Origin of the sequence: Pseudomonas sp. PDM10 (assembly GCF_014852295.1) — a bacterium.
Lineage (GTDB): Bacteria > Pseudomonadota > Gammaproteobacteria > Pseudomonadales > Pseudomonadaceae > Aquipseudomonas.
In genome coordinates this window covers 894269-916855 of sequence record NZ_JACVBJ010000002.1, presented here as the reverse complement: position 1 = coordinate 916855, position 22587 = coordinate 894269, and the positions used below count along the sequence as shown (strand labels likewise).

At 58.3% G+C, this 22587-nt stretch carries 16 protein-coding genes; 6 read left to right on the top strand and 10 right to left on the bottom strand.

The window, feature by feature from the left end; all coding sequences use genetic code 11:
• Nucleotides 1-217 precede the first annotated feature (217 nt).
• The 5 genes from IB252_RS10795 to IB252_RS10775 all read right to left on the bottom strand — a co-directional run bounded on the left by IB252_RS10795 (nt 218) and on the right by IB252_RS10775 (nt 4634).
• Complete coding sequence (locus IB252_RS10795; RefSeq protein ID WP_192408491.1) at nt 218-667, bottom strand: hypothetical protein; 450 nt, start codon at nt 665-667, stop codon at nt 218-220.
• Between the two features lie 182 nt (nt 668-849).
• Complete coding sequence (locus IB252_RS10790) at nt 850-1935, bottom strand: polyamine ABC transporter substrate-binding protein (RefSeq protein ID WP_192408490.1); 1086 nt, start codon at nt 1933-1935, stop codon at nt 850-852.
• Nucleotides 1936-1979: 44 nt separating this feature from the next.
• A complete protein-coding gene (locus IB252_RS10785) occupies nt 1980-2321 on the bottom strand; it encodes a cupin domain-containing protein (RefSeq protein WP_192408489.1) in 342 nt (113 codons plus the stop codon).
• 43 nt (nt 2322-2364) lie between these two features.
• Entirely contained in the window at nt 2365-3768 is a 1404-nt protein-coding gene (locus tag IB252_RS10780; RefSeq protein ID WP_192408488.1) for an NAD(P)/FAD-dependent oxidoreductase, read from the bottom strand.
• Nucleotides 3769-3818: 50 nt separating this feature from the next.
• On the bottom strand, nt 3819-4634 hold the full coding sequence (locus tag IB252_RS10775; RefSeq protein WP_192408487.1) for a helix-turn-helix domain-containing protein: 816 nt from the start codon (nt 4632-4634) through the stop codon (nt 3819-3821).
• Between the two features lie 263 nt (nt 4635-4897).
• Here IB252_RS10775 and IB252_RS10770 point away from each other — a divergent pair, with 263 nt between their 5' ends.
• Nucleotides 4898-5170, top strand: a complete 273-nt coding sequence (locus tag IB252_RS10770) for a DUF1652 domain-containing protein (protein ID WP_111449976.1) — start codon at nt 4898-4900, stop codon at nt 5168-5170.
• A 66-nt stretch (nt 5171-5236) separates the two neighbouring features.
• On the opposite strand, the gene IB252_RS10765 is transcribed toward IB252_RS10770, so the two are convergent.
• Entirely contained in the window at nt 5237-7711 is a 2475-nt protein-coding gene (locus IB252_RS10765; protein ID WP_192408486.1) for a UvrD-helicase domain-containing protein, read from the bottom strand.
• 280 nt (nt 7712-7991) lie between these two features.
• On the opposite strand from IB252_RS10765, the gene IB252_RS10760 reads away from it, so the two are divergent.
• Nucleotides 7992-8687 carry a pirin family protein gene (locus IB252_RS10760; RefSeq protein ID WP_192408485.1) on the top strand — a complete coding sequence of 232 codons (696 nt, stop codon included), beginning with the start codon at nt 7992-7994 and terminating at the stop codon, nt 8685-8687.
• 62 nt (nt 8688-8749) lie between these two features.
• Here IB252_RS10760 and pgm read toward each other — a convergent pair whose 3' ends face one another.
• From pgm to IB252_RS10740, 4 genes are all read right to left on the bottom strand, one after another.
• A complete protein-coding gene (gene pgm, locus IB252_RS10755; RefSeq protein WP_192408484.1) occupies nt 8750-10396 on the bottom strand; it encodes a phosphoglucomutase (alpha-D-glucose-1,6-bisphosphate-dependent) in 1647 nt (548 codons plus the stop codon).
• 112 nt (nt 10397-10508) lie between these two features.
• Entirely contained in the window at nt 10509-11909 is a 1401-nt protein-coding gene (locus IB252_RS10750; RefSeq protein ID WP_192408483.1) for a PLP-dependent aminotransferase family protein, read from the bottom strand.
• Nucleotides 11910-11976: 67 nt separating this feature from the next.
• A complete protein-coding gene (locus IB252_RS10745; protein ID WP_192408482.1) occupies nt 11977-13464 on the bottom strand; it encodes a hypothetical protein in 1488 nt (495 codons plus the stop codon).
• A gap of 579 nt (nt 13465-14043) precedes the next feature.
• Nucleotides 14044-15066: a zinc-dependent alcohol dehydrogenase family protein gene (locus IB252_RS10740; RefSeq protein WP_192408481.1), complete on the bottom strand. Its 1023-nt coding sequence runs from the start codon at nt 15064-15066 to the stop codon at nt 14044-14046.
• 269 nt (nt 15067-15335) lie between these two features.
• Here IB252_RS10740 and IB252_RS10735 point away from each other — a divergent pair, with 269 nt between their 5' ends.
• The 4 genes from IB252_RS10735 (at nt 15336) to IB252_RS10720 (ending at nt 22446) form a co-directional block, all read left to right on the top strand.
• Nucleotides 15336-16253 (top strand): LysR family transcriptional regulator, encoded by a 918-nt coding sequence (locus IB252_RS10735; RefSeq protein WP_008156370.1) that lies wholly within the window; start codon nt 15336-15338, stop codon nt 16251-16253.
• Nucleotides 16254-16567: 314 nt separating this feature from the next.
• Nucleotides 16568-17821, top strand: a complete 1254-nt coding sequence (gene mexE, locus IB252_RS10730; RefSeq protein ID WP_008156373.1) for a multidrug efflux RND transporter periplasmic adaptor subunit MexE — start codon at nt 16568-16570, stop codon at nt 17819-17821.
• Nucleotides 17822-17833: 12 nt separating this feature from the next.
• On the top strand, nt 17834-21028 hold the full coding sequence (locus IB252_RS10725; RefSeq protein WP_192408480.1) for an efflux RND transporter permease subunit: 3195 nt from the start codon (nt 17834-17836) through the stop codon (nt 21026-21028).
• Nucleotides 21025-22446: an efflux transporter outer membrane subunit gene (locus IB252_RS10720; RefSeq protein WP_192408479.1), complete on the top strand. Its 1422-nt coding sequence runs from the start codon at nt 21025-21027 to the stop codon at nt 22444-22446. The genes IB252_RS10725 and IB252_RS10720 overlap by 4 nt, the downstream gene beginning before the upstream one ends.
• Nucleotides 22447-22587 lie beyond the last annotated feature (141 nt).

The window sequence follows — 22587 nt, the reverse complement described above, 5'->3', positions numbered from 1 at the left end:
TAGATGGCGGTTTGCGCAAATTGTCTGACAATTTGATATTTAATTATTAAATAGAGGTAAGTTGCTTTTTGTCGATGGGGTCTCACTTTGCTGAACTTATTAATATGAGTGCCAGCGCATTGCCATCAATCAATTAAACGTTTGGTGAGTACTGCGTGTAACAAGGTCGCGGAAGGAATTACCGACCAGATAAATCCCGCCGCTCTCCACTGATAGATCAATCCTGAAGCTTTTTGCGTCCAGGCGGCACATCGATGCCTTCTATCGCATACACCACATTGACATCAACGTACCTGCCGTTCTTGGCTCTCGCGCGGAACGCCATGCGCCCGTTAATGCGAAGTGGTTCGCCAGTGTGCCTCTCAATCTCGATGAACCCCTTCTCTGCTTCAAAAACGGGACCAAAAGGTTGAATGATGTAGGATGCGCTTACTACCTCACGGCTGTTCACATCGTATGTGCCGCCAGGTAAGTCATTGTTATCAAGAGTAAAACTAATTGATTTGCCGGCCCCTGGCACCTCTCCTTGCTCCCCGTCAACCATTATTCCCCAAACATGGAGTTGGCCTTGCGGTTCTGCCCTACCCACGTGCGTAGCCAGATATTCGATCTCTTCGGCACCCTCTTCGGTGACCGTCCCCTTCATGACATCCGTTTGCGTAGACATAACAAATCCTCGATTAAAAATCAGTCCTCCCTGACGGCCATCAGCCGTCAAAGCATTGAACCAATCGCACGAGAGCTTTGTGACTGTCATAAATGACAGTTAGTTATACTTTTTCGTGATATCAGGCAGCTCGGCTTCCACGAACGAAAGCTAACGCTTGCGTTCTGAACATCTCTAATCCCTCAGCTCCCGGTTCGAATCTTGTTCCAGACCCGCGTACGAACCCGGTCAATGTTCAGCGGCATCGCCTCCAGCGCAAACAATTTCCCCATCATGTCCGGGCTCGGGTAGACCTTGGTGTCATTCTTGATCGCCGGGTCGATCAGGCTGTCGGCCTGTTCGTTACCGTTGGCGTAGTGCACGTAGTTGCTGATGCTGGCCATGACGTCCGGGCGCAGCAGGTAGTTCATGAAGGCATAACCGGCCTTTTCGTCCGGGGCGTCTACCGGCATGGCGACCATGTCGAACCAGATCGCGGCGCCTTCCTTGGGAATCGAATAGCCGATGTCGACGCCGTTCCTGGCTTCTTTCGCGCGGTTTTCAGCTTGCAGAATGTCACCGGAGAAGCCGACGGCCACGCAGATGTCGCCGTTAGCCAGGTCGCTGGTGTACTTGGACGAGTGGAAGTAGCTGACATACGGGCGGACTTTCATCAGCAGCGCTTCAGCCTTTTTGTAGTCTTCCGGGTTTTTGCTGTGATGCGGCAGGCCCAGGTAGTTCAGGGCCGCCGGCAACAGTTCGGGCCCGTTATCGAGGATGGCCACGCCGCACTTCTGCAGCTTTTGCATGTTTTCGGGTTTGAAAATCAGGTCCCAGGAGTCCACTGGCGCGTTATCACCCAACACGGCCTTGACCTTGGCGATGTTGTAACCGATGCCGGTGCTGCCCCAGAGGTACGGGAAGCCGTGTTCATTGCCCGGATCGTTGGTTTGCAAGGCCTTGAGCAGCGCCGGGTTGAGATTTTTCCAGTTCGGCAGTTGGCTCTTGTCGAGCTTCTTCAGCGCCACGCCTTGAATCTGCCGCGCCATGAAGTGGTTCGACGGAAACACCACGTCGTAGCCGGATTTGCCGGTCATCAATTTGCCATCGAGGGTTTCATTGCTGTCGAAGACGTCGTAGCTGAACGCGATGCCGGTTTCTTTCTGGAAGTTTTTGGTGGTGTCCGGGGCGATGTATTCCGACCAGTTGTAGATCTTGACGGTTTCGGCCGCGTGGCCGAGGGTCGCGAAAAGCGCGAGGGGAGCCAGAGTCAGTGTCTTTCGGATCATGAGTCGATTCCTGATGGGTTTGTTGTTGGCAGGCAATCAGAGGATCAAAAAATCAAAACGTAGGTCTTGCGCACGGTTTCCTGGATATCCCAGATACCGAGGCTGTTGGCTGGCAACATCAGTGCATCGCCGGCTTCTATGTGCAGGGTTTCACCGTCATCGGGGGTAAATGTGCAGCGCCCCTGGATGAAGTGACAGAACTCCTGGGCGACGATCTGCCGTCGCCAGCGGCCGGGCGTGCATTCCCAGACGCCGGTTTCGACGCCATCGTCGCGTTCAACGCTGGAAGTCGAGGCCACTGCCACGGGCAAGCCCAGTGGTACGGCGACCGGATTCGACGCTTCCAGCTCCAGGGTTGCGGTGTGCTTGAATTGCGTGATGCTCATGGGAGTACCTGTCGATTGAGCCTGTAGATGAAGAACGCACCATTTACTGCATGAAACCTTCCATGAAGCCGGCAATACCGGTGGCCAGTTTGCGACGCCAGGGTGCGGTGGCCGGGTTGGCCAGGGTCTGGTCTTCATGGACGAAGCTGCGGATGATCGCGTTGTAACCAAGCCAGCGGCAGGGCTCCGGCTCCCAGGCCCGGAGCGCGTCGAGCCCTCCCTGGATGACCCACGGCTGGCGAACCAGCTCGGTGTCGCGCTGCAGAATCAGGTCGGCCAGCGTCCGGCCACCCAGGTTGCTGGCACCGACGCCCTCCCCGCCATAGCCTCCCGACAAGGCGATGCCGCTGGCCTGATCGCACAGCATGTGCGGCTTGAAACGCCGGGACATTCCCAGATTGCCGCCCCAGGCATGGGTAATCTGCACGTTCTTGAGCTGCGGGAAGAGTTCGCCAAACAGATAACGCCGCAGCTCTACTTCGCTGGTGGTCAAGTCGAAGTCATGGCGCAACTTGGCAGCAAACTGATAACCGCCCCGGGCGCCGAACACCAACCGGTTGTCAGCCGTGCGCTGACCGTAAGTGACCTGGCGACTGCTTTCGCTGAAGGCCTGGCCGCGACTCAGGCCGATTTCATCCCACGTGGCAGCGGATAACGGCTCGGTGGCCACTATCAAGCTTTGCACCGGCAACTGATAACGTCCCAACGGTGGCAAGGTGACTGAGTAACCTTCAACCGCCGGCACGATCCAACGGCTGCGAACCGAGGCTTTCGCCGTGTGCAGGCCACCCGATTGCCATTGGGTGACCGGGCTGTTCTCGTAAATCCTGACGCCCATTTTCTCCACCGTCCGAGCCAGACCTCGCACCAACTTTGCCGGGTGAAGGGTCGCAACGTGCGGTGCATAGATACCGCCATAAGGTTTGGCGACTCTGATCTGTTGCGCCAACTGCTCGGGGTTTAGCCAGCGGTAATCGCTTTCGGTCAATCCCTGGCGATAGAGCGTGTCGAGATAGTGCCGAAGGCTGGCTTCCTGTTCCGGATAGCGGGCAGCGCAATACAACGCCCCGCCTTTGCGGTAATCGCAGCTGATGTCTTCACGCTCAAGGATGATCCCGACTTCATCCGGAATGCCGTGCAGCAAATCGAAAGAAGCCCGACGCTGTTCGGGCGACAAGTCGGCGAGCAAGCGGTCTTCGCCCAGCACATTGCCCATCAGCCAGCCGCCGTTACGCCCCGAGGCGCCAAAACCGGCGGTTTGCGCTTCAACGATGGCAATGCTCAGGTCGGGCGCCTGGCGTTTGAGGTAGTACGCGGTCCAGAGGCCGGTGTATCCGGCGCCAATGATGGCGACGTCGACGTCCAGATCCTGTTCCAGCGCCGGACGCGCCAATAATGGCTCGTCGAGTTGATCCATCCACAAACTGATAGTGCGCCACGCCGACATGCAAGACTCCGCCACTCAAACTTCGATGGCGTCGATCCTAGTGCGTGGACTCAGAGGCTGTCTTGCGCGCGTGCACGCAAAGAAATTTGTTTTACGTAGGCCTTGGGCGACTGGCCGGTGTGCTGACGGAAGCAGCTGTAAAACGCCGACAACGAATTGAACCCGGCGGCAAACGCCAGTTCGTCGATACGCAGTGGCGGCGTGGCGTTATCCAGTGCCGTGAGCAAATGCTGCAGGCGCGCCTGGTTGACGTATCGGTAGAAGCTCTGGCCAAGCACCTGATTCAGCAGATAGGAAATCTGATTGCGGCTGTACCCGCACTCCTTCGCCACCCGTTGCAGGTCGAGTTCGGGATCGAGATAAGGTTGTTGGCGCTGAAAATATTGCTGCAAGTCTTCAGCCATGAAACTCAGCTGGCGTGCCGACAGCCCGAGCCGACTGACCGCCGGGCGTTGGCTGCTGGCGGCTTTGCTGGAGGGCTGTTCATGCACCAGCGAGGCGTATTCGTTGACCCGCCAGATCAGTCCGTCACGTACGGTAATCGCCTCGCTGGCCCGAAACGACACCAGGCCTTCACCGCCGCGCAGGGTTATACGGTACTGAATGAACGCCGTGTTGCCGTCCAGACGAATACGGTCCGAGTGCTCCAGGGCCTCATCGGGATCGCGGGGCATGCTGCTGCGCACGTATTCACGTAATTCGGACAGCCCCATCACACGGTTCTGGAAAAAATCGCTGTACTGGATCTCTGGATGATAGAGCGCCATCACCCCGTCCAGGTCCCGGTGTTTCCAGCGCAAGTGATAACGCATCACCGTGTCGCCCGTGGCCTGGTTTTGCAGCGGACCATCATCATCGGCGTGCATAAAGGACTCGGCGAGAAAAAGCCGAGCTTGCCGAAATTCCGTCTCAGCTTCAATGACCAACCAGTGGTGGCCAACGGCGGAACACCGACCATTTCCATGACCTGCATCAAAAAAACTGAACCAATCGCTAAACGGCCTGAAAAAACCACATTGTTTTCACATTTGGCTGCTACTTTTAAAGGCAGTCACCGGTTGAGCCATTGAAGGTTCTTCCCTCCTAACATGAGCTAAAGGAAGCGCTCGATGAATAAGGCGGGCTATATATGAATAGAGGGTTCAGCAAAGTCACCTTTCCAAACGCCTGCCAGCTGATGCGCTGGCATTTTCATCCCATGGGTTTCGAGGCGAGCATGGATGCGCCGGGCAGCATGATTGCCCGTCTATTTGACCGTGCCAGTGGCGAGACCATGATCGCCATCGCCGGAATTCCTTGCGCGACAGTAATGAATGCTGCGGATGTAGAACGAATAATCGAAGCGGTGGAAGACGAGCTTGAGGCTTTCATTCCGCCAGCCGCCCTCAGGAGCTATGCCTGAAGGCTGTACCTTCAACAACAAGCCCACGTTGAGTGGGCTTTTTTGTGCGCGACGATTTTTTACGGTTCACGCCGATGTCTTGCCCTGTCGGTGGTCGGCAAAGAACGCCTTGCCCTTGCCGATCCGATCGGACGCTTTAGGCAGGTTGGCCGCCTGGGTGTCTTGCCCATCGACATACCAATAGCAATGACTCACCGCCCGAGTGATGCCGACGTAAGCCAGTCGCAGGATCTCGTCTTTCTGTGCGCTGTCGTACGCTTCGCTGTCGCCTGACTTACCCAGACCTGCCATGCGGTAGACCTGGTTCTTGTACGGTGAACTGGTCAGGTGCTGACAATCACCCAGCAGGAACACGGCGTCGGCCTGAAGTCCCTTGGCGCTGTGATAAGTCAGTTGCTTGAGCCTTCGCGCTTCATACGGCAAGCTAGAATCCACATTAACTACAGACTGAATATGCTCTTCTATCAATAACTTATCGCTGCTTTTTCGATAAAGCATCAAGATTGAATCGCCCTTTTTGTAATGCTCCATCAGGCGTTTGGCCATGCCTTGATCGTCACGATCGAGAACGTTAACCGGCAGTAATGCCTTCGGCTCGCCACTGGCCTTGGCCTTCTTGCCCGCAATCGCCGGCGCCGCACGAACGATATGTTCGGCAGCATCGATGATGTGCTGGTGACTGCGGTAGTTGTCGCTCAGCATGACTTTGGTCGTGCTGGGTGAAGGGAATTCCTTGTTGAATTCCATGAAGTACGTCGGCGAACTGCCCCGCCAGCCGTAGATGGATTGCCAGTCATCGCCGACACAGAGCAACGACGAACGTTGTGCGCCGCGCCCCACGTGCATGGCCGGCCCCCGACTGCGGACTTCCGCCAGGCTCGCGCGAATCCAGGAAACGATCTGCGGCGATACGTCCTGAAACTCGTCGATCATCAGGTGCGACATCGGCCTGAGCAGCTCATCGCTCAGCAGCTTCAGGTTTTCCGGCGAATGTTCACTGAACAAGGCGAACATCCGGTTATAGGTCATCACCGGTGGCTTCTGATCGAGCAGATGATCTTCCAGCGCTCGCCAGTACAGGCTCAAGGCCTCGAAGAAAAACCGGTCGGGGTCGTCCTTGGCAAAACTCATCTGGCCCACGGCATTGGGTACATCCAGGCCAAGATTCTCGATAAATCCGGCGGCAGCGACAAAACAGTCCAGTAACGGTGCAGAGCTGAGCTCGCCCTTGACCTTGTAATCGAAGCCCGGCCCGGCACTGGCATCGCCTCCAAGAGACGCCAATACACGCTTTGATGACTCGTAACTATCAAGCCATATCAATGGTTTACGACAGAAAGCTTGAAACAGGGTGCGTTTTACAGCCCATTCCGCGCGCACGCTCAATTTGGCATTGGGGCGGCTGACCTGCGGGTTTTCCCGGGGATCGAATCCCAGCACCACCCAAGCGTCCAGGCTCGGAATATAGCCATGACAATGAAATGTCGAGCCGTTGATATCGAATGTGTGGCGCTTCGGCTCGATGCCTTTGATTGGCCAGGCACCCGCGCGAAACCACAAATCTTCGATAGCGTCGCAGAGTTCTTCATCACGCTTGGCGGCCAGTTCGGTCACGGCCATGCGTTTCTGCACGTCCGGGTGATCGCGCTCCAGCTCCTTGAGTTGCAGCGCATGACGGGACAATGGCTTGATCAATTCGCGAAAGCGCTCATCACGGGTGTGCAGGCTGTGATAACAAGCGTTGAGTTGTTGGCGCTGGGCGTCGTTGATGCGCAGGTCGAAAGGATTGCTGTCGACCTCCTCATCGCCGCTTTGCGCACGGTGACTGAGGTTTTCGAAGGCTTGCATCCGCTCGAAACCCGGCAGACTGCGAACCATCGGCAGGATTCTCGAATGGAAGGTGCGCACCAGATCGCGCGCCTCTTTGAAACTGAGCGACCGGCCCCAGAGTGCAAACAGCTCGATCAGTTTGTTGATGAAGTCTTTGCGCGATTCACGGGTAAAGGTCACCACCGTCATCGAACTCAACTCGAACCCCAGATAATGGGTCAGCAGCAAAATACGCAACACCAACGTGGTCGACTTACCGGCACCCGCGCCGGCAATCACCGAGGTCGACGGCGTGTCGCTGAAGATCATTTTCCACTGCGCGGCGCTGGGCTGGGCGTGCGGTGGCAGCAGTCGAGCGACATCCGTCTTCATGCGCTTCTTCAACTCAGCGCTCAATGGCAGACGCCAATCGTCGAACAGATTCTCGTCAACGTTGGGTGGCCGGTGTTCAGTCGAGCGCGAGTCGCGGATCAACAATACCTGCCGGCCTTCCTCCAACCCTTCAAGTTTGCCTTCCTTATAGCCGTAATCCACGCCGGCACTGTGCCCGCTGCGAAAGCCGTCGGCCTGGCCGTGCAGCCAGGATGCCCGGTGTTGTGCGCGCAGACGCGTCAGGCCATGACCAAAGAACCGGGCGGCCAGACGCTTGAGCAGCGGCATCTCGGCCAGGGGACGAAGTTCAGGAGGAAGATCGGGGGTGTGTTGCGGCACGCGGGCTGACTCCAGGGTGTGAGGCTGTTGAGGGCTATGGTGTCTGCATTTGCCGTTCAGTTCTAGTGAAATGCTTACAGGTCATTGGCTTATGCGATGAAGTGAAGGTTGGATGAGAATCTTTCGAGGTGATTTTGTATCAAATTATTCGATTGTATTGAGGCATTTTTTACGCTTTTTATCGATCAATGCCTGATAGATGATGCTCCCCATCAACCACCGGTTCGCGTTTCATGGCTCAGTAGCTCTGCACCATGACGAACCTTTTCAGGAGACGATCATGCTTGAACTCAGACCCTTCAAATCCCTGGGCGGCGCCAACCATGGCTGGTTGGATGCTCATCACCACTTTTCGTTCGCCGAGTACCATGACCCGAAACGCATGAACTGGGGCAATCTGCGGGTGTGGAACGACGACGTGATTGCCTCTGGCACCGGGTTCCCGAAACACCCGCACCGAGACATGGAAATCATCACTTACGTCCGTGAAGGCGCAATCACTCACGAAGACAACCTGGGCAACAAGGGTCGTACCGAAGCGGGCGACGTTCAGGTCATGAGCGCCGGCACCGGGATCGCCCACAGTGAATACAACCTGGAAGCCACGGAGACCAGGATCTTCCAGATCTGGATCATCCCGAACGAAACCGGTTTGGCACCGTCCTGGGGCGCCAAGCCCTTTCCAAAAGGCCAGCGCGAGGGTTTCGTAACGCTGGCGAGCGGTAAGGCCGGCGACGATCAAAGCCTGCTGATTCGAGCCGATGCGCGATTGGTGGCCGCGAACCTGAAGGCCGGTGAATCCGCCGAGTATCGCCTGGACAATGGCCGTCGAGCCTATCTGGTACCAGCCACCGGCATCATTGAAGTCAATGGCTTGCGTGCACAAGCTCGAGACGGCATTGCGGTTGCCGATGAGCAAGTGTTGCAGGTGACCGCCATCGAAGACAGTGAAATCGTCCTGGTGGACCTGGCTTGATCGGGTAAACGCGGGACAAAAAAAGGGGCGACCGTCATGGCCGCCCCTTTTTACATTCTGGATTACTTCGCAGAGATTGCGCCGTCCACCAGTGTTTGCGCTTCTGCCACCAATTGTTTGAGGTGTTCGTCACTGACGAAGCTTTCAGCGTAGATCTTGTAGATGTCTTCGGTGCCCGACGGACGCGCCGCGAACCAGCCGTTCTCGGTCATGACTTTCAGACCACCGATCGCCTGGTCATTACCCGGTGCGTGACTGAGGATGCTCTGGATTGCTTCGCCCGCCAGCTGGGTCGAAGTGACCTGGTCCGGCGACAATTTGCTCAGCAGGGTCTTCTGCTCAGGGTTGGCCTTGGCATCGACGCGCACCGAGAACGGTTCGCCCAGTTCGTCGGTCAAGGCGCGATAGGCCTGACTTGGGTCGCGGCCGGTGCGGGCGGTCATTTCTGCGGCCAGCAGTGCCGGGATCAAGCCGTCCTTGTCGGTGCACCAGACGCTGCCATCCTTGCGCAGGAACGAAGCGCCGGCGCTTTCTTCGCCGCCAAAGCCCAGAGAACCGTCGAACAGGCCGTCAGCAAACCACTTGAAGCCGACCGGCACTTCGTACAGGCGACGCCCCAGACGTTTTGCCACACGATCGATCAAGCCGCTGCTGACCACGGTTTTACCCACGGCCGCATCGGCGCGCCACTGCGGACGGTTCTGGAACAGGTAATCGATCGATACGGCAAGGTAGTTGTTCGGCGCGAGCAAACCACCGGACGGGGTCACGATGCCATGGCGATCGTGGTCCGGATCGCACGCGAAAGCTACGTCGAAACGCTCTTTCAGACCGATAAGGCCCTGCATGGCGTGAGTGGACGATGGGTCCATACGGATCTGACCATCCCAGTCGACCGTCATGAAGCGGAAGGTCGGATCGACCTGTTTGTTGACCACTTCCAGATCCAGACGGTAATGCTCGGCAATCGCCGACCAGTAGCGCACCCCTGCTCCGCCCAGCGGATCGACACCCAGACGCAGTTTGGCATCACGGATGGCGTCGAAGTCGATCACGTTGATCAGGTCGGCAACATAGGTATTGAGGTAGTCGTGACGATGGGTCGTGCTGGCCTTCAGCGCCTGCTCGTAGCTGATGCGCTTGACGCCGGCGAGCTTGTTGCTCAGCAGTTCGTTGGCCTTGGCTTCGATCCACTTGGTGATGTGGGTATCGGCCGGGCCACCATTGGTAGGGTTGTATTTGTAGCCACCGCTTTGCGGCGGATTGTGCGACGGCGTGATGACGATGCCGTCCGCCAGGCCCGACGTGCGTCCGCGGTTGTAGCAGAGAATGGCGTGGGAAATGGCCGGTGTCGGGGTGTATTCGTCACCTTCGGCGATCATTACCGTCACGCCGTTGGCGGCCAGTACTTCAAGGGCACTGGCGCCGGCCGGGGTGGACAACGCGTGGGTGTCGATGCCGACGAACAGCGGACCGTCAATGCCTTGGGCTTCGCGGTACAGGCAGATTGCCTGGCTGATCGCCAGAACATGCCATTCGTTGAAACTCAAGTCGAACGAGCTGCCTCGGTGCCCGGATGTGCCAAACGCTACGCGCTGGGTCGAAATGGCGGCATCGGGCCGACCGGTGTAATAGGCCGTTACCAGTCGCGGGATGTCGACCAACAGTTCTACCGGTGCCGGTTTGCCCGCAAAAGGACTGAGTGTCATGCAAAACCTCTGAAGTAGAGTGGTTCAGGAATAGGAACGCAGTTTACTGGCAGTTTGACCGTAGCGCGATGGGATCGATCCATGAGCGTCACGCAGGGTGGGTGCCCCCCGTTCAATCGATCGATTCCAGACGCAAGGCGTCCCCTAACAAGCCCATTGCCGCGCCAAGGTCGTGATCACCGCCGAAGGTGTGACTCAGGCGCAAGTGTTGCGCATGCAAGCCCTGGAGACTGAACAGCTCTCCCGGTGCGATCACCACCTGGTGCTTGAGCAGGCGCTGGAACACCCGACGCACATCGACCTGGCGCAGCGAACGAACCCAGACGGTCGCCCCGCCCTGAGGGTCGACAAAGTGCAAGGCATCCCCCAGACGCTCCTGCAACAGTTGCGTCATCTGCACTTTGCGGTCCTTGAGCATCCGCCGTAATACCTGAAGGTGCTGATCAACACGTCCATTGCCGTACAGGCGGGCAATGGCTTTCTGGCGAATCGGTGACAAGCGGAACGATCGGAGCAGAAAGTACCGTTGCAGTTCAGCACTGAAATGCCGCGACAGCAGATAGCCGTATGGCGCCTCCGGTCCGATGATTTTCTCGAAGGTGGAAAACACGATCAGCCGATCAGGGTCCAGCAAGTCGCGAAACCGCTGGCCGTCCGGTTCGAATCCGAGTTCGCCGTAGCAGTCGTTTTCCAACACCCAACTGCCATGTCGCTCCAGCAACTGCGCGACGACTTGTCGGTTGTCATCGGGTGCCAGGCTGCCTCGCGGCATGTTCAGCCCGGATGAAACCATCACCAGCCGCACCGGCTCGGTCTCCAGCAGCTCCTTGAGCCATTCGACGTCCAGGCCACCGCTCGATTGCACCGCCAGCTCGATCACTCGCACCTGCGCAGCCTGGAGCAACCGCAGAATCGCCCAATCGCACGGCGACTCGACCAACACCGTGGCGTCCTTGAGATTCAACACCGCGATCAGAATTTCCAGCACGCCACGCAGGTCAGCGCCAATATAGACATCGTCGGCGTGCCAGCAGCGCAGCGGCGAGGTGGTATAGCGCGCTGCCAGGGCAATGCGCAATTCCAGCTCGCCGCAAGGTTGCGATGTCGGTTGCGGCTGACGCGGATACTGACGCAGCAGTTCTCGTTCCAGCAGTAACAACGGACTGTCGAGGGGTTGCAACAACGCCGGTTCATCGGCGCTCAAGACCAGCATTCCGGGACGTCTGGCGTTGACATAAACGGTTTCGAGCAGGTCGTTGCCACTGCTGAGCGTGCTGATGGAGGACACCGGTAACGCGTAATAGCCGGACTTGGCCACCGAATAAACGCGCCCTTCCTTCTCCAGCAGCGAATAAGCGTACTGAATGGTCGAGATAGACACGCTCAGACGCTCCGCCAACTGTCGCAACGAAGGCAGACGGACTCGCGTGTCACTGACCGGTGCGTTGATCAGGTTAGTCAGATATCGGTACACCGCCTGATACGCGAAGTCAGTTTCTCGTGGCCCTTTCATGGGCGAGGGCCGAATGCCGTATGAACGTCATCATGCATCGTCAAGAAATCTGTCAAGCCACGCACTTTCAGCGCCCCGCTGACCATTCATCCGCCACCGCCGTGTCGTCGTCATAGTCGGTTGCGGCTTGCACACTCGCGCCGTCGATTTCCAGCGCGCCGCCCCTACCCTCATCAGCAGACACCGGGCCCATGCGGTAAAGCTTGCCGATCAAGCTGACAGGCAACCCGCTGACGTCGGTCATCCATTGCAGAACCTGCTCTGGCACAGGATTGCCCTGCATTGCCCGGTGCAAATCAGGCATCGCCACGAGCATGCCGGGGTGGCACTGGCGCAGAAAAAGCTCAAGCGCCGCGCCATTCTCGACGAAAGGTGAAAAGAGCAGGCACACCAGTTGAGCCTCGCTCAGGCCAAGGTTTTTTTGAGCCTCGGCCGCTGCCAGCACGCGCTGCTCGCCCAACGTCGCCGGATTGCCGAACGCCTCTACCGCTTGTTCGCACAACCGTTCCGCCAGTTGTTTGCGCCGCATCATCACCAATGCCCGTTGCAGGAATTCGGCGACACCCGTCTCGTAGCCGCGGCCCTGCACGAAGCACGACTGCAAACCCCGCATGTGTGCAGAGATAGAAAGGCTGACGTACTCGTTGTCGCGGAGCTGGGCCGCCAGTTCGTCAGGTTGAAAACCTAGAAACTCGGTGAGCAGTGGCCAACGCTCTTCCAGGTTGCTGACCAACAAGTCGTGAATGTCGATGTACGTGGCGCGACGACAGGTCTCGAATTGTTCGGCCGGACGCCACGCAACCTGGTCATGCTCAGCATAAAAAGCGCGGTAGCAGTCGCAGCCCAGTTCATCGAGCAGCGCGAAAAGCGTCTCGTAGCCGGTTTCATGGTGATTCGAGGTCTTGAGCCCCGCCTTGGCGGCAGCACGTTTCAACCCGTCGAGAAACTGCTTCTGCTGACGAGGTGAGTCGCTGCTGATCAATGCATCCACACCGCTGTCCCAACGAGCTATTTGCCCATAGAACTCGCCGGTAGCCAGATACCCGTCGTCCCACAGATCAAGCGGCCCATTCCAGGCGCGACAATGGCCCACCATCAAAAGATTGAGCCGATTCGACTCACGGCCGCCTTCGGAAATCGGCGCCAGGTGGTTGAACGGCAGGACTTCACGGTTATCAACCATCAACACTTCGACCCGAGGATCGTCGTAGAGGAACAAGGCGCTGTAGCTGCGATGGATGTTTTCCAGGGCCGTCGGGCTTGCGTCGTTCAAGCGCAAGGATGCCACTCGCAACTGGAATGTCGCTGGCGCCCGGCCGGCGATACTCAGCTGCGCGGCGCGCAGCAGCGCCAGGGTGTAACAACTGTCGCGGGACCCGGACTGAATCGCCAGGACCTTGTAATCGCCAATATGCTCCATGCCCCCCGCGGCCACCACCAGTCGCTGAATCATCAGCTGCAATGCCGTGCGTTCGGCGCGCGAGAAGAAACTCAGCAATCGCTGCAACACTTGCTGATAGACATAGTTCATCGCTTGGTCATGGATATTGGTCATCTTTATTTACCTGATGCTTGTAAGTTCGATATCGCGCCAACAACGACACGCATTGCGCAATGGGTTGCTTGCCACGATTGAAGTACTGGACGCTATTGCCCAAATGCTAGCACTTAAGCTTTTAGTAATTATTTGAAATAACTGGAAGTCTCCCCTGCTCCCACCAGGGGTAGGTGGCTGCCAACCCCTGTAGAGCCGGCCTCTTGCGGCTGCGAGCGACATCCTAGGAAATGTCCGACAGCGTCCCACAGACAATTAGCACAAGAAATAGAGAAAGAAGTCACCCATGTTTTTTTGGCATCTGCGCAACGACGAACTATTGGTCGGATATGTATTAACAGTGTGTATTGAAAAGTATCAAGCCGATACCCAGCCATGACTCATTCCTTGAGATGAAAGTAATCATTCAATTATCAAGGCTTATATGATGATTAGAAGATACAGATTGCGAGCAAAAACCAGTTCAGTTGCTGAACTGCCCCATTGACAGCGCAATGGGACGTCTCATTTTGGCAGGGGCTGAAAACAGAAGAGTCCGTGGGGGCACGGACTCTTGCAGAAGGGGCTTATTTCAAGGGCTTATGCAGGTTCGACCTGGAGGGCGACCCGTTCGCGGCATGGGCATTCGTCCATGTAACGGTGTGCTTCTACAAACTCGGAAAACGGGAAGACCCGAGTCTTGAGCGGCAGCAGCACGCGGTCGGCGGTCATCTGGTTGATGTCGCGCAAGGCGCGTTGCAGTGCGACCTGGTCCTGGATGATGCCCAGCTCAGGCTTGCCAGTGAAGTTGCCGATGCAGTGCACAAAGAACTGGATGTTCTTCTGGAACGCTGCGCAGGCCGGGAACGGCGTCTGGTTGCCACCTTGCAGCCCGTACAACACCAGGCTGCCACGAGGCGCAAGCACATCGCCAAGCAACGACATCTGTGGACCGCCGAGACCGTCGAACACAACGTCCACGCCACGGTTGTCGGTGATCTTGTTGATCTGCATCAGCAGATCCTGTTCTTCGGTGACGATGACTTTCTCGGCACCCAGGGACAGCAGGTTTTCACGCTCTTCTGCGGTCTTGGTCGCGGCAATGACCCGGATACCCAGAGCCTTGCCCAGTTGTACAAAGGACGGACCGGCACAGTGACTGGCGTCGGTCACCAGGGCGAATTGCCCAGGTTTGACCCGTGCCAGATCGACATAAGCGAAGTAAGCGATCAGCAACGGCGTGTAATGCACGCTGGCTTCGATCGGGCTGAGCACGTCCGGGTAGCGGGTCAGTGCCGTGCGCGGCAGGACGATCTGTTCGCCGTAGACCGGATAATCGTTCGGGCTTTCAGCCGGGAAGCTGGCGACCTTGTCGCCGATTGCCAGATCATCGACGCCCTCGCCGAGCGCCGTCACGACGCCGGCCATTTCATGGCCAAGGCCTGAAGGCAGACGAGCGTGGGATGAGGCCAGGTTCTGGCGCCAGAGAATGTCGTACCAGCTGATGCCAATCGCCTCGACGCGCACCTGCACTTCGCCCGGCGCAGGGAGAGCGGCCGCATGCTCTTCGCATTTGAGCACCTCGGCTGGACCAAACTTGTGAAAACGGATCGTGCGGGACATCGCAAACCTCGTCAAAGAAACCTCTAATGCCATGAACTCTATCTGGGCTTTCTACCCAAGACTATCAGTGGCTATTAATAGTCGACATGCCTGTCATTGATTCCGCAGCGCCGGCGACATCGTCAAATGCCGTGAAAACCGAAGCAGCCCTTTTCAGGAAAACTGAATTACTCGGTGCAGAGTAGCAGCCTTTCCCCGTAATATTCATGCCGGCCATTGTTCTCATATGGCCGCTCTCGTCAAGCTTGATGACTCTGCCAGGACTCCAGATGAATCGTAATGACCTGCGTCGTGTCGACCTGAACCTGTTGATCGTTTTCGAAACATTGATGCACGAACGCAGTGTGACCCGCGCTGCGGAGAAACTGTTCCTCGGCCAGCCGGCCATCAGTGCGGCGCTCTCGCGCCTGCGCGGGCTGTTCGATGATCCGTTGTTCGTGCGTACCGGCCGCAGCATGGAACCGTCCGCCCGGGCGGTGGAAATCTTCGCCCTGCTCTCGCCTGCACTGGATTCGATTTCCACCGCGGTCAGTCGTGCGGCGGAATTCGATCCGGCGACCAGCACCGCGGTGTTTCGTATCGGTCTGTCGGACGATGTCGAGTTCGCACTGCTGCCAATGCTGCTCAAGCGCCTGCGCGCCGAATCCCCAGGGATCGTGCTGGTAGTGCGTCGGGCCAACTACATCCTGATGCCGAGCCTGCTGGCCTCGGGCGAGATTTCCATCGGCGTCAGCTACACCGCCGACCTGCCGGCCAACGCCAAGCGCAAAGTACTGCGCCGCAGCATGCCGAAGCTGTTGCGGGCCGACACGGTGCCAGGGCCGTTGAGCCTGGATGATTTCTGTGCGCGGCCTCATGCACTGGTATCGTTCGCCGGTGACCTGAGCGGCTTTATAGATGAAGAACTGGAAAAGCTCGGACGCAAACGCCATGTGGTGCTCGCGGTGCCGCAGTTCAACGGACTCAGCACACTCATCAGCGGGACCGATATTGTCGCGACCGTGCCGGATTACACGGCTGAAGCGCTGACTGCGGCCGGCGGTGTGCGGGCTGAAGACCCGCCGTTGCCGGTGCGCAGTTTTGAATTGCACATGGCCTGGCGTGGGTCGCAGGATAATGATCCGGGCGAGCGTTGGTTACGCTCGCGAATTCAGATGTTCTTTGGTGATCCGGATAGTTTGGCCTGATCCTGATTGTCATGAGGGCTGATGGCCTCTTCGCGGGCAAGCCCGCTCCCACAGGGATTTGTGAACATCACAGACTCAATGTGGGAGCGGGCTTGCTCGCGATGGCAGCGACTCTACGTCTAACTTTTGCATTCCCCGCAACACAGAATTGTCATCAATCCAATTGATAGCCGCCTAACGAAAGGTGCACGCTAGAGAGCTTGGCTGGCGCTTATATCATTCCGAATGATAGTTACCTTTAGCTCATTCGATTCGTGCGATACATCCTCGCCGAGCATCATCCGTCCATTCTCAATACATTGGCGGATGCATCCATGGAACAATCACTCAAACATTTACGCTTCCCATTGGCCCTGCTGGCCGTACTGGTGATGAGCGCCTGCGGCAAGACTCCGGACACGGCCGCCACTATGCCCGCAGCCAAGGTCAGCGTGGCCAAGGTGCTGGAACAACCGGTTAACGAGTGGGACGAATTCACCGGGCGCCTCGAAGCCCCGGAAACCGTAGAAATACGTCCACGGGTCTCTGGCCAGATCGATGAAGTGGCCTTTACTGAAGGCGCTTTGGTCAAGAAAGGCGACCTGCTGTTCCAGATCGACCCGCGTCCATTCCAGGCCGAGGTCCGCCGCCTCGAAGCTCTGGTCGCCCAGTCCCGCGCCAACGCCACCCGCAGCGAAAACGAGTCCCAGCGTGGCGAACGTCTGCGCACCAGCAACGCGATCTCCGCCGAGCTGGCCGATTCGCGCACCAGCGCTGCTCAAGAAGCCCGCGCCGCCGTCGGTGCCCTCCAGGCGCAACTGGACCTGGCCAAACTGAACCTGAGCTTCACCCGTGTCACCGCGCCGATCAGTGGCCGCGTCAGCCGTGCGGAAATCACCGCCGGTAACCTGGTGACCGCCGATACCACCGCGCTGACCAGTGTGGTGTCCACCGACAAGGTCTATGCCTACTTCGACGCTGACGAGCGTGTGTTCCTCAAATACACCCAGCTCGCTCGCCAGGGCAAACGCGGTGCGACCACGCCGGTATACCTCGGCCTCTCCAACGAAGACGGCAACCCACACCAGGGCGTGATGAACTTCGTCGACAACCAGGTCAACCCGAAAACCGGCACCATCCGCGGTCGTGCCGTGTTCGACAACAGCGACGGCGCCTACACCCCAGGCCTGTATGCCCGTCTGAAACTGGTCGGCAGCGGCACCTATTCTGCCGTGCTGATCAACGACGAAGCGGTCGGTACCGATCTGGGTAAAAAGTTCGTGCTGGTGATGGATGCCGATAACAAGACTGTTTACCGCTCGGTCGAGCTGGGTCCGAAGATCGAAGGTTTGCGCATCGTGCGCAGCGGCCTGAACAAGGACGACACCGTCATCGTCAAGGGGCTGCAACGGGTTCGCCCTGGTTCACCGGTCACCCCAGAAGTGATCCCGATGGCCAGCGAACAAACCCTCGCGGCACTTGCACAACAACGACAAGCGCTGGAAGCCAGCAACCTGCCCCAAGTCGCACCTGCCAAGGTCGCGCCGGGTTCGGTTGTGAAACTGGCTGCTGCGACTCCACGCGGTTAAGGGATCTCTACGATGAATTTTTCCCAATTCTTCATTTCACGGCCGATCTTTGCAGCGGTACTTTCGCTGCTGATCCTGATCGCCGGCGCTATCTCGCTGTTCCAGTTGCCGATCAGCGAATACCCGGAAGTGGTTCCGCCGACCGTTGTGGTTCGTGCGAACTTCCCGGGTGCCAACCCTAAAGTCATCGGTGAAACCGTGGCTGCTCCATTGGAGCAAGCGATCACCGGCGTCGAGAACATGCTGTACATGTCCTCGCAGTCCACCGCTGACGGCAAAATCACCCTGACCATCACCTTTGCGCTGGGCACCGACCTGGACAACGCACAGGTACAGGTGCAGAACCGCGTGACCCGGACCGAGCCGAAACTTCCAGAAGAAGTGACGCGCATTGGTATCACCGTGGACAAGGCTTCGCCCGACCTGACCATGGTTGTGCACTTGACCTCGCCGGACAAACGCTACGACATGCTTTACCTGTCCAACTACGCCTTGCTCAACATCAAGGATGAGCTGGCGCGTCTGGGCGGTGTCGGTGATGTGCAGCTGTTCGGCATGGGCGATTACTCGCTGCGTGTGTGGCTCGATCCGAACAAGACTGCTTCGCGCAATCTGACTGCGACCGATGTCGTGACTGCGATTCGTGAACAGAACCGTCAAGTGGCTGCCGGTGCACTGGGTGCGCCACCCGCGCCGAATGCCACAGCGTTCCAGCTGTCGGTCAACACGCAAGGTCGTCTGGTTTCTGAAGAAGAGTTCGAGAACATCATCATTCGCTCCGGCGAAAACGGTGAAATCACTCGTCTGAAAGATATCGCTCGCATTGAGTTGGGTTCCAGCCAATACGCGTTGCGTTCGCTGCTGAACAACCAACCGGCAGTGGCGATCCCGATCTTCCAGCGCCCTGGTTCCAACGCGATCGAAATCTCCAACGAAGTGCGCGACAAGATGGCGGAGCTGAAAAAGGGCTTCCCGGAAGGCATGGACTTCAGCATCGTCTATGACCCGACGATCTTCGTGCGTGGTTCCATCGAGGCGGTGGTGCACACCCTCTTCGAAGCGCTGATCCTCGTTGTGCTGGTGGTGATCCTGTTCCTGCAAACCTGGCGCGCCTCGATCATTCCATTGGTGGCGGTGCCGGTTTCGCTGATCGGTACGTTTGCCGTGATGCACCTGTTCGGCTTCTCGCTGAACGCCCTGTCACTGTTCGGCCTGGTATTGGCCATCGGTATCGTGGTGGACGACGCCATCGTGGTGGTGGAGAACGTCGAGCGAAATATCGGACTGGGATTGACGCCGGTCGAAGCAACCAAACGTGCGATGCGTGAAGTAACCGGCCCGATCATCGCGACGGCGCTGGTGCTGTGTGCGGTGTTTATCCCGGCGGCCTTCATCTCCGGGTTGACCGGGCAGTTCTACAAGCAGTTCGCCCTGACCATTGCGATCTCGACTGTGATCTCGGCGTTCAACTCGCTGACCCTGTCGCCTGCCCTGGCTGCAGTGTTGCTCAAAAGCCATGACGCACCGAAGGACCGTTTCTCCAAGGTCCTCGACAAGATTTTCGGTGGCTGGCTGTTCCGTCCGTTCAACCGCTTCTTCGACAAGGCCAGCCATGGTTATGTCGGCACCGTGGGCCGGGTTATCCGCAGCAGCGGCATCGCCCTGCTGCTGTACGCAGGCCTGATGGTGCTGACCTTCTTCGGTTTCGCCAACACCCCGACCGGTTTCGTACCCGGCCAGGACAAGCAATACCTGGTGGCCTTCGCGCAACTGCCGGATGCCTCGAGCCTGGACCGTACCGAAGACGTGATCAAACGCATGTCCGATCTCGCCCTGAAACAGCCGGGCGTGGAAAGTGCCGTGGCCTTCCCGGGCCTGTCGATCAACGGTTTCACCAACAGCCCTAACGCCGGCATCGTGTTTGTTACCCTGAAACCGTTCGACCAGCGTAAAGACCCGAGCATGTCTGCCGGTGCGATTGCCGGTGCCTTGAACGGCCAGTACGCCGGGATTCAGGAAGCCTACATGGCGATCTTCCCGCCGCCGCCGGTACAAGGCCTGGGCACCATTGGTGGTTTCCGTCTGCAGATCGAAGACCGGGGCAACCTGGGCTATGACGAGCTGTACAAAGAAACCATGAACATCATCACCAAGAGCCACAACGTGCCGGAACTGGCCGCCCTGTTCACCAGCTACACCGTGAACGTGCCGCAAGTCGATGCCGCTATCGACCGCGAAAAAGCCAAGACCCACGGCGTGGCCGTCAGCGACATCTTCGACACCCTGCAGATCTATCTGGGTTCGCTGTATGCCAACGACTTCAACCGCTTCGGTCGCACCTACCAGGTCAACGTTCAGGCTGAACAGCAGTTCCGTCTCGAACCGGACCAGATCGGTCAGCTGAAAGTGCGTAACAACAAAGGCGAGATGATCCCGCTGGCGACCTTCATCAAGGTCAGCGACACCTCGGGCCCGGACCGCGTGATGCACTACAACGGCTTCATCACCGCAGAAATCAACGGCGCGGCAGCCCCCGGCTACAGCTCCGGCCAGGCTCAAGCGGCCATCGAGAAACTGCTCAAGGAAGAACTTCCGAACGGCATGACCTACGAGTGGACCGACCTGACCTACCAGCAGATTCTGTCCGGTAACACCGCGCTGTTCGTGTTCCCGCTCTGCGTACTGCTGGCGTTCCTGGTACTCGCGGCGCAATACGAAAGCTGGAGCCTGCCACTGGCGGTAATCCTGATCGTACCGATGACCCTGCTGTCGGCCATCACCGGTGTGATTGCTTCGGGAGGCGACAACAACATCTTCACCCAGATCGGCTTGATCGTACTGGTGGGACTTGCCTGTAAGAACGCGATTCTGATCGTCGAGTTTGCCAAGGATAAACAGCAGGACGAAGGCATGAACCCGCTGGCTGCGGTGCTCGAAGCTTGCCGTCTGCGTCTGCGCCCGATCCTGATGACTTCCTTCGCGTTCATCATGGGTGTTGTGCCTCTGGTGTTCTCCAGCGGTGCCGGTGCCGAAATGCGTCATGCCATGGGTGTGGCAGTGTTCTCCGGGATGCTCGGGGTGACCTTCTTCGGTCTGTTGCTGACGCCAGTGTTCTACGTACTGATTCGTAACTTTGTGGAGCGCGGTGAAAAACGCAAAGCGGCCAAGGCGCTAAAACTGGAAAACCAACTGGAGGCGCAACAATGAGTCTGAAAGCCTTCCTGCCGAGCCTTCTGGTACTGGCCCTGAGCGCCTGTGCCGTCGGCCCGGACTACAAGACTCCAGCCACTGAGCCGGCCAACATCACCACCGCCACCGATGGCAGCGCCGGTCAGAAGAACTTCGACCGCTCGCGTTTCGAAGGCATCTGGTGGCAGCAGTTCGAAGACCCGACCCTCAACCAGTTGGTGACTCAATCGCTGAAAGGCAACCGTGATTTGCGCGTGGCCTTTGCCCGCTGGAAAGCAGCGCGAGCGATTCGTGATGACGTCAGCAATGACGCCATGCCAACCATCACCAGCCGGGCCAGCAGTGACCTGGCCAAGGGTCAGATCCCGGGCCAGACCACCAAGCGGGTCAATAGCGAACGCTACGACCTGGGCCTGGACATGGCGTGGGAGATCGACCTGTTTGGCCGTATCCAGCGCAATCTGGAGTCTGCCGACGCCGAACAGCAAGCGCTCGAAGCCGATCTGTACCAACTGCAAGTCTCGATGATTGCCGAACTGGTGGATGCCTACGGTCAACTGCGCGGTGCGCAGCTGCGGGAAAAGATCGCCCTGGCCAACCTGAACAACCAGCAGGAATCGAGCAAGATCACCGTCAGCCTGCGTGATGCCGGCGTCGGCGATCAGCTCGATGTGGTTCGCGCCGATGCACGCCTGGCGTCCGTCGAAGCCAGCGTGCCGCAATTGCAGGCCGAACAGGTTCGGCAGAAAAACCGCATCGCCACTCTGTTGGGCGAACGTCCGGACAAGCTGACCGTCGACCTGAGTCCAAAAGACTTGCCGGCGATCGCCAAGGCCCTGCCGATCGGTGATCCGGGTGAACTGCTGCAACGTCGCCCGGACATTCTGAGCGCCGAGCGCAAACTGGCCTCCGCCACCGCCCGAATCGGCGTGGCCAAGGCTGATTTGTTCCCACGGGTCAGCCTCAGCGGTTTCCTTGGCTTCACCGCCGGGCGCGGTTCGCAAATCGGTTCTTCGGCGGCCAACGCCTGGGCACTGGGCCCAAGCATTACCTGGGCGGCGTTCGACCTTGGCAGCGTGCGCGCTCGTCTACGGGGTGCCGATGCGGATGCCGAAGGCGCCTTGGCGACCTACGAGCAGCAAGTACTGTTGGCGCTGGAAGAATCGGAAAACGCCTTTAGCGACTACGGCAAACGTCAGCAACGCCTGATCTCGCTGATCCGTCAGAGCGAATCCAGCCGCGCCGCGGCCGACCTCGCCCAAATTCGCTACCGCGAAGGCACGGCGGACTTCCTCGTCCTGCTCGACGCCCAGCGTGAGCGCCTGGCGGCCGAAGACACTCAGGCCCAAGCCGAAGTCGATCTGTATCGCGGCATTGTCGCGATTTACAAAGCCCTGGGCGGTGGCTGGCAACCAGAGACGGTCGCCAGCAAGTAAAGTTTTAACGAGCTCCTTTTGGTTGGTCGCAACCAGCCAATTCCTTTGCCCTGCGCCTCATTCGGTCGCGGGGCTTTTTTTTGCCGATCCCGAATTCAACGCCTATCCCTGTGGGAGCGGCGGTGCGGCGATCCGACTTGC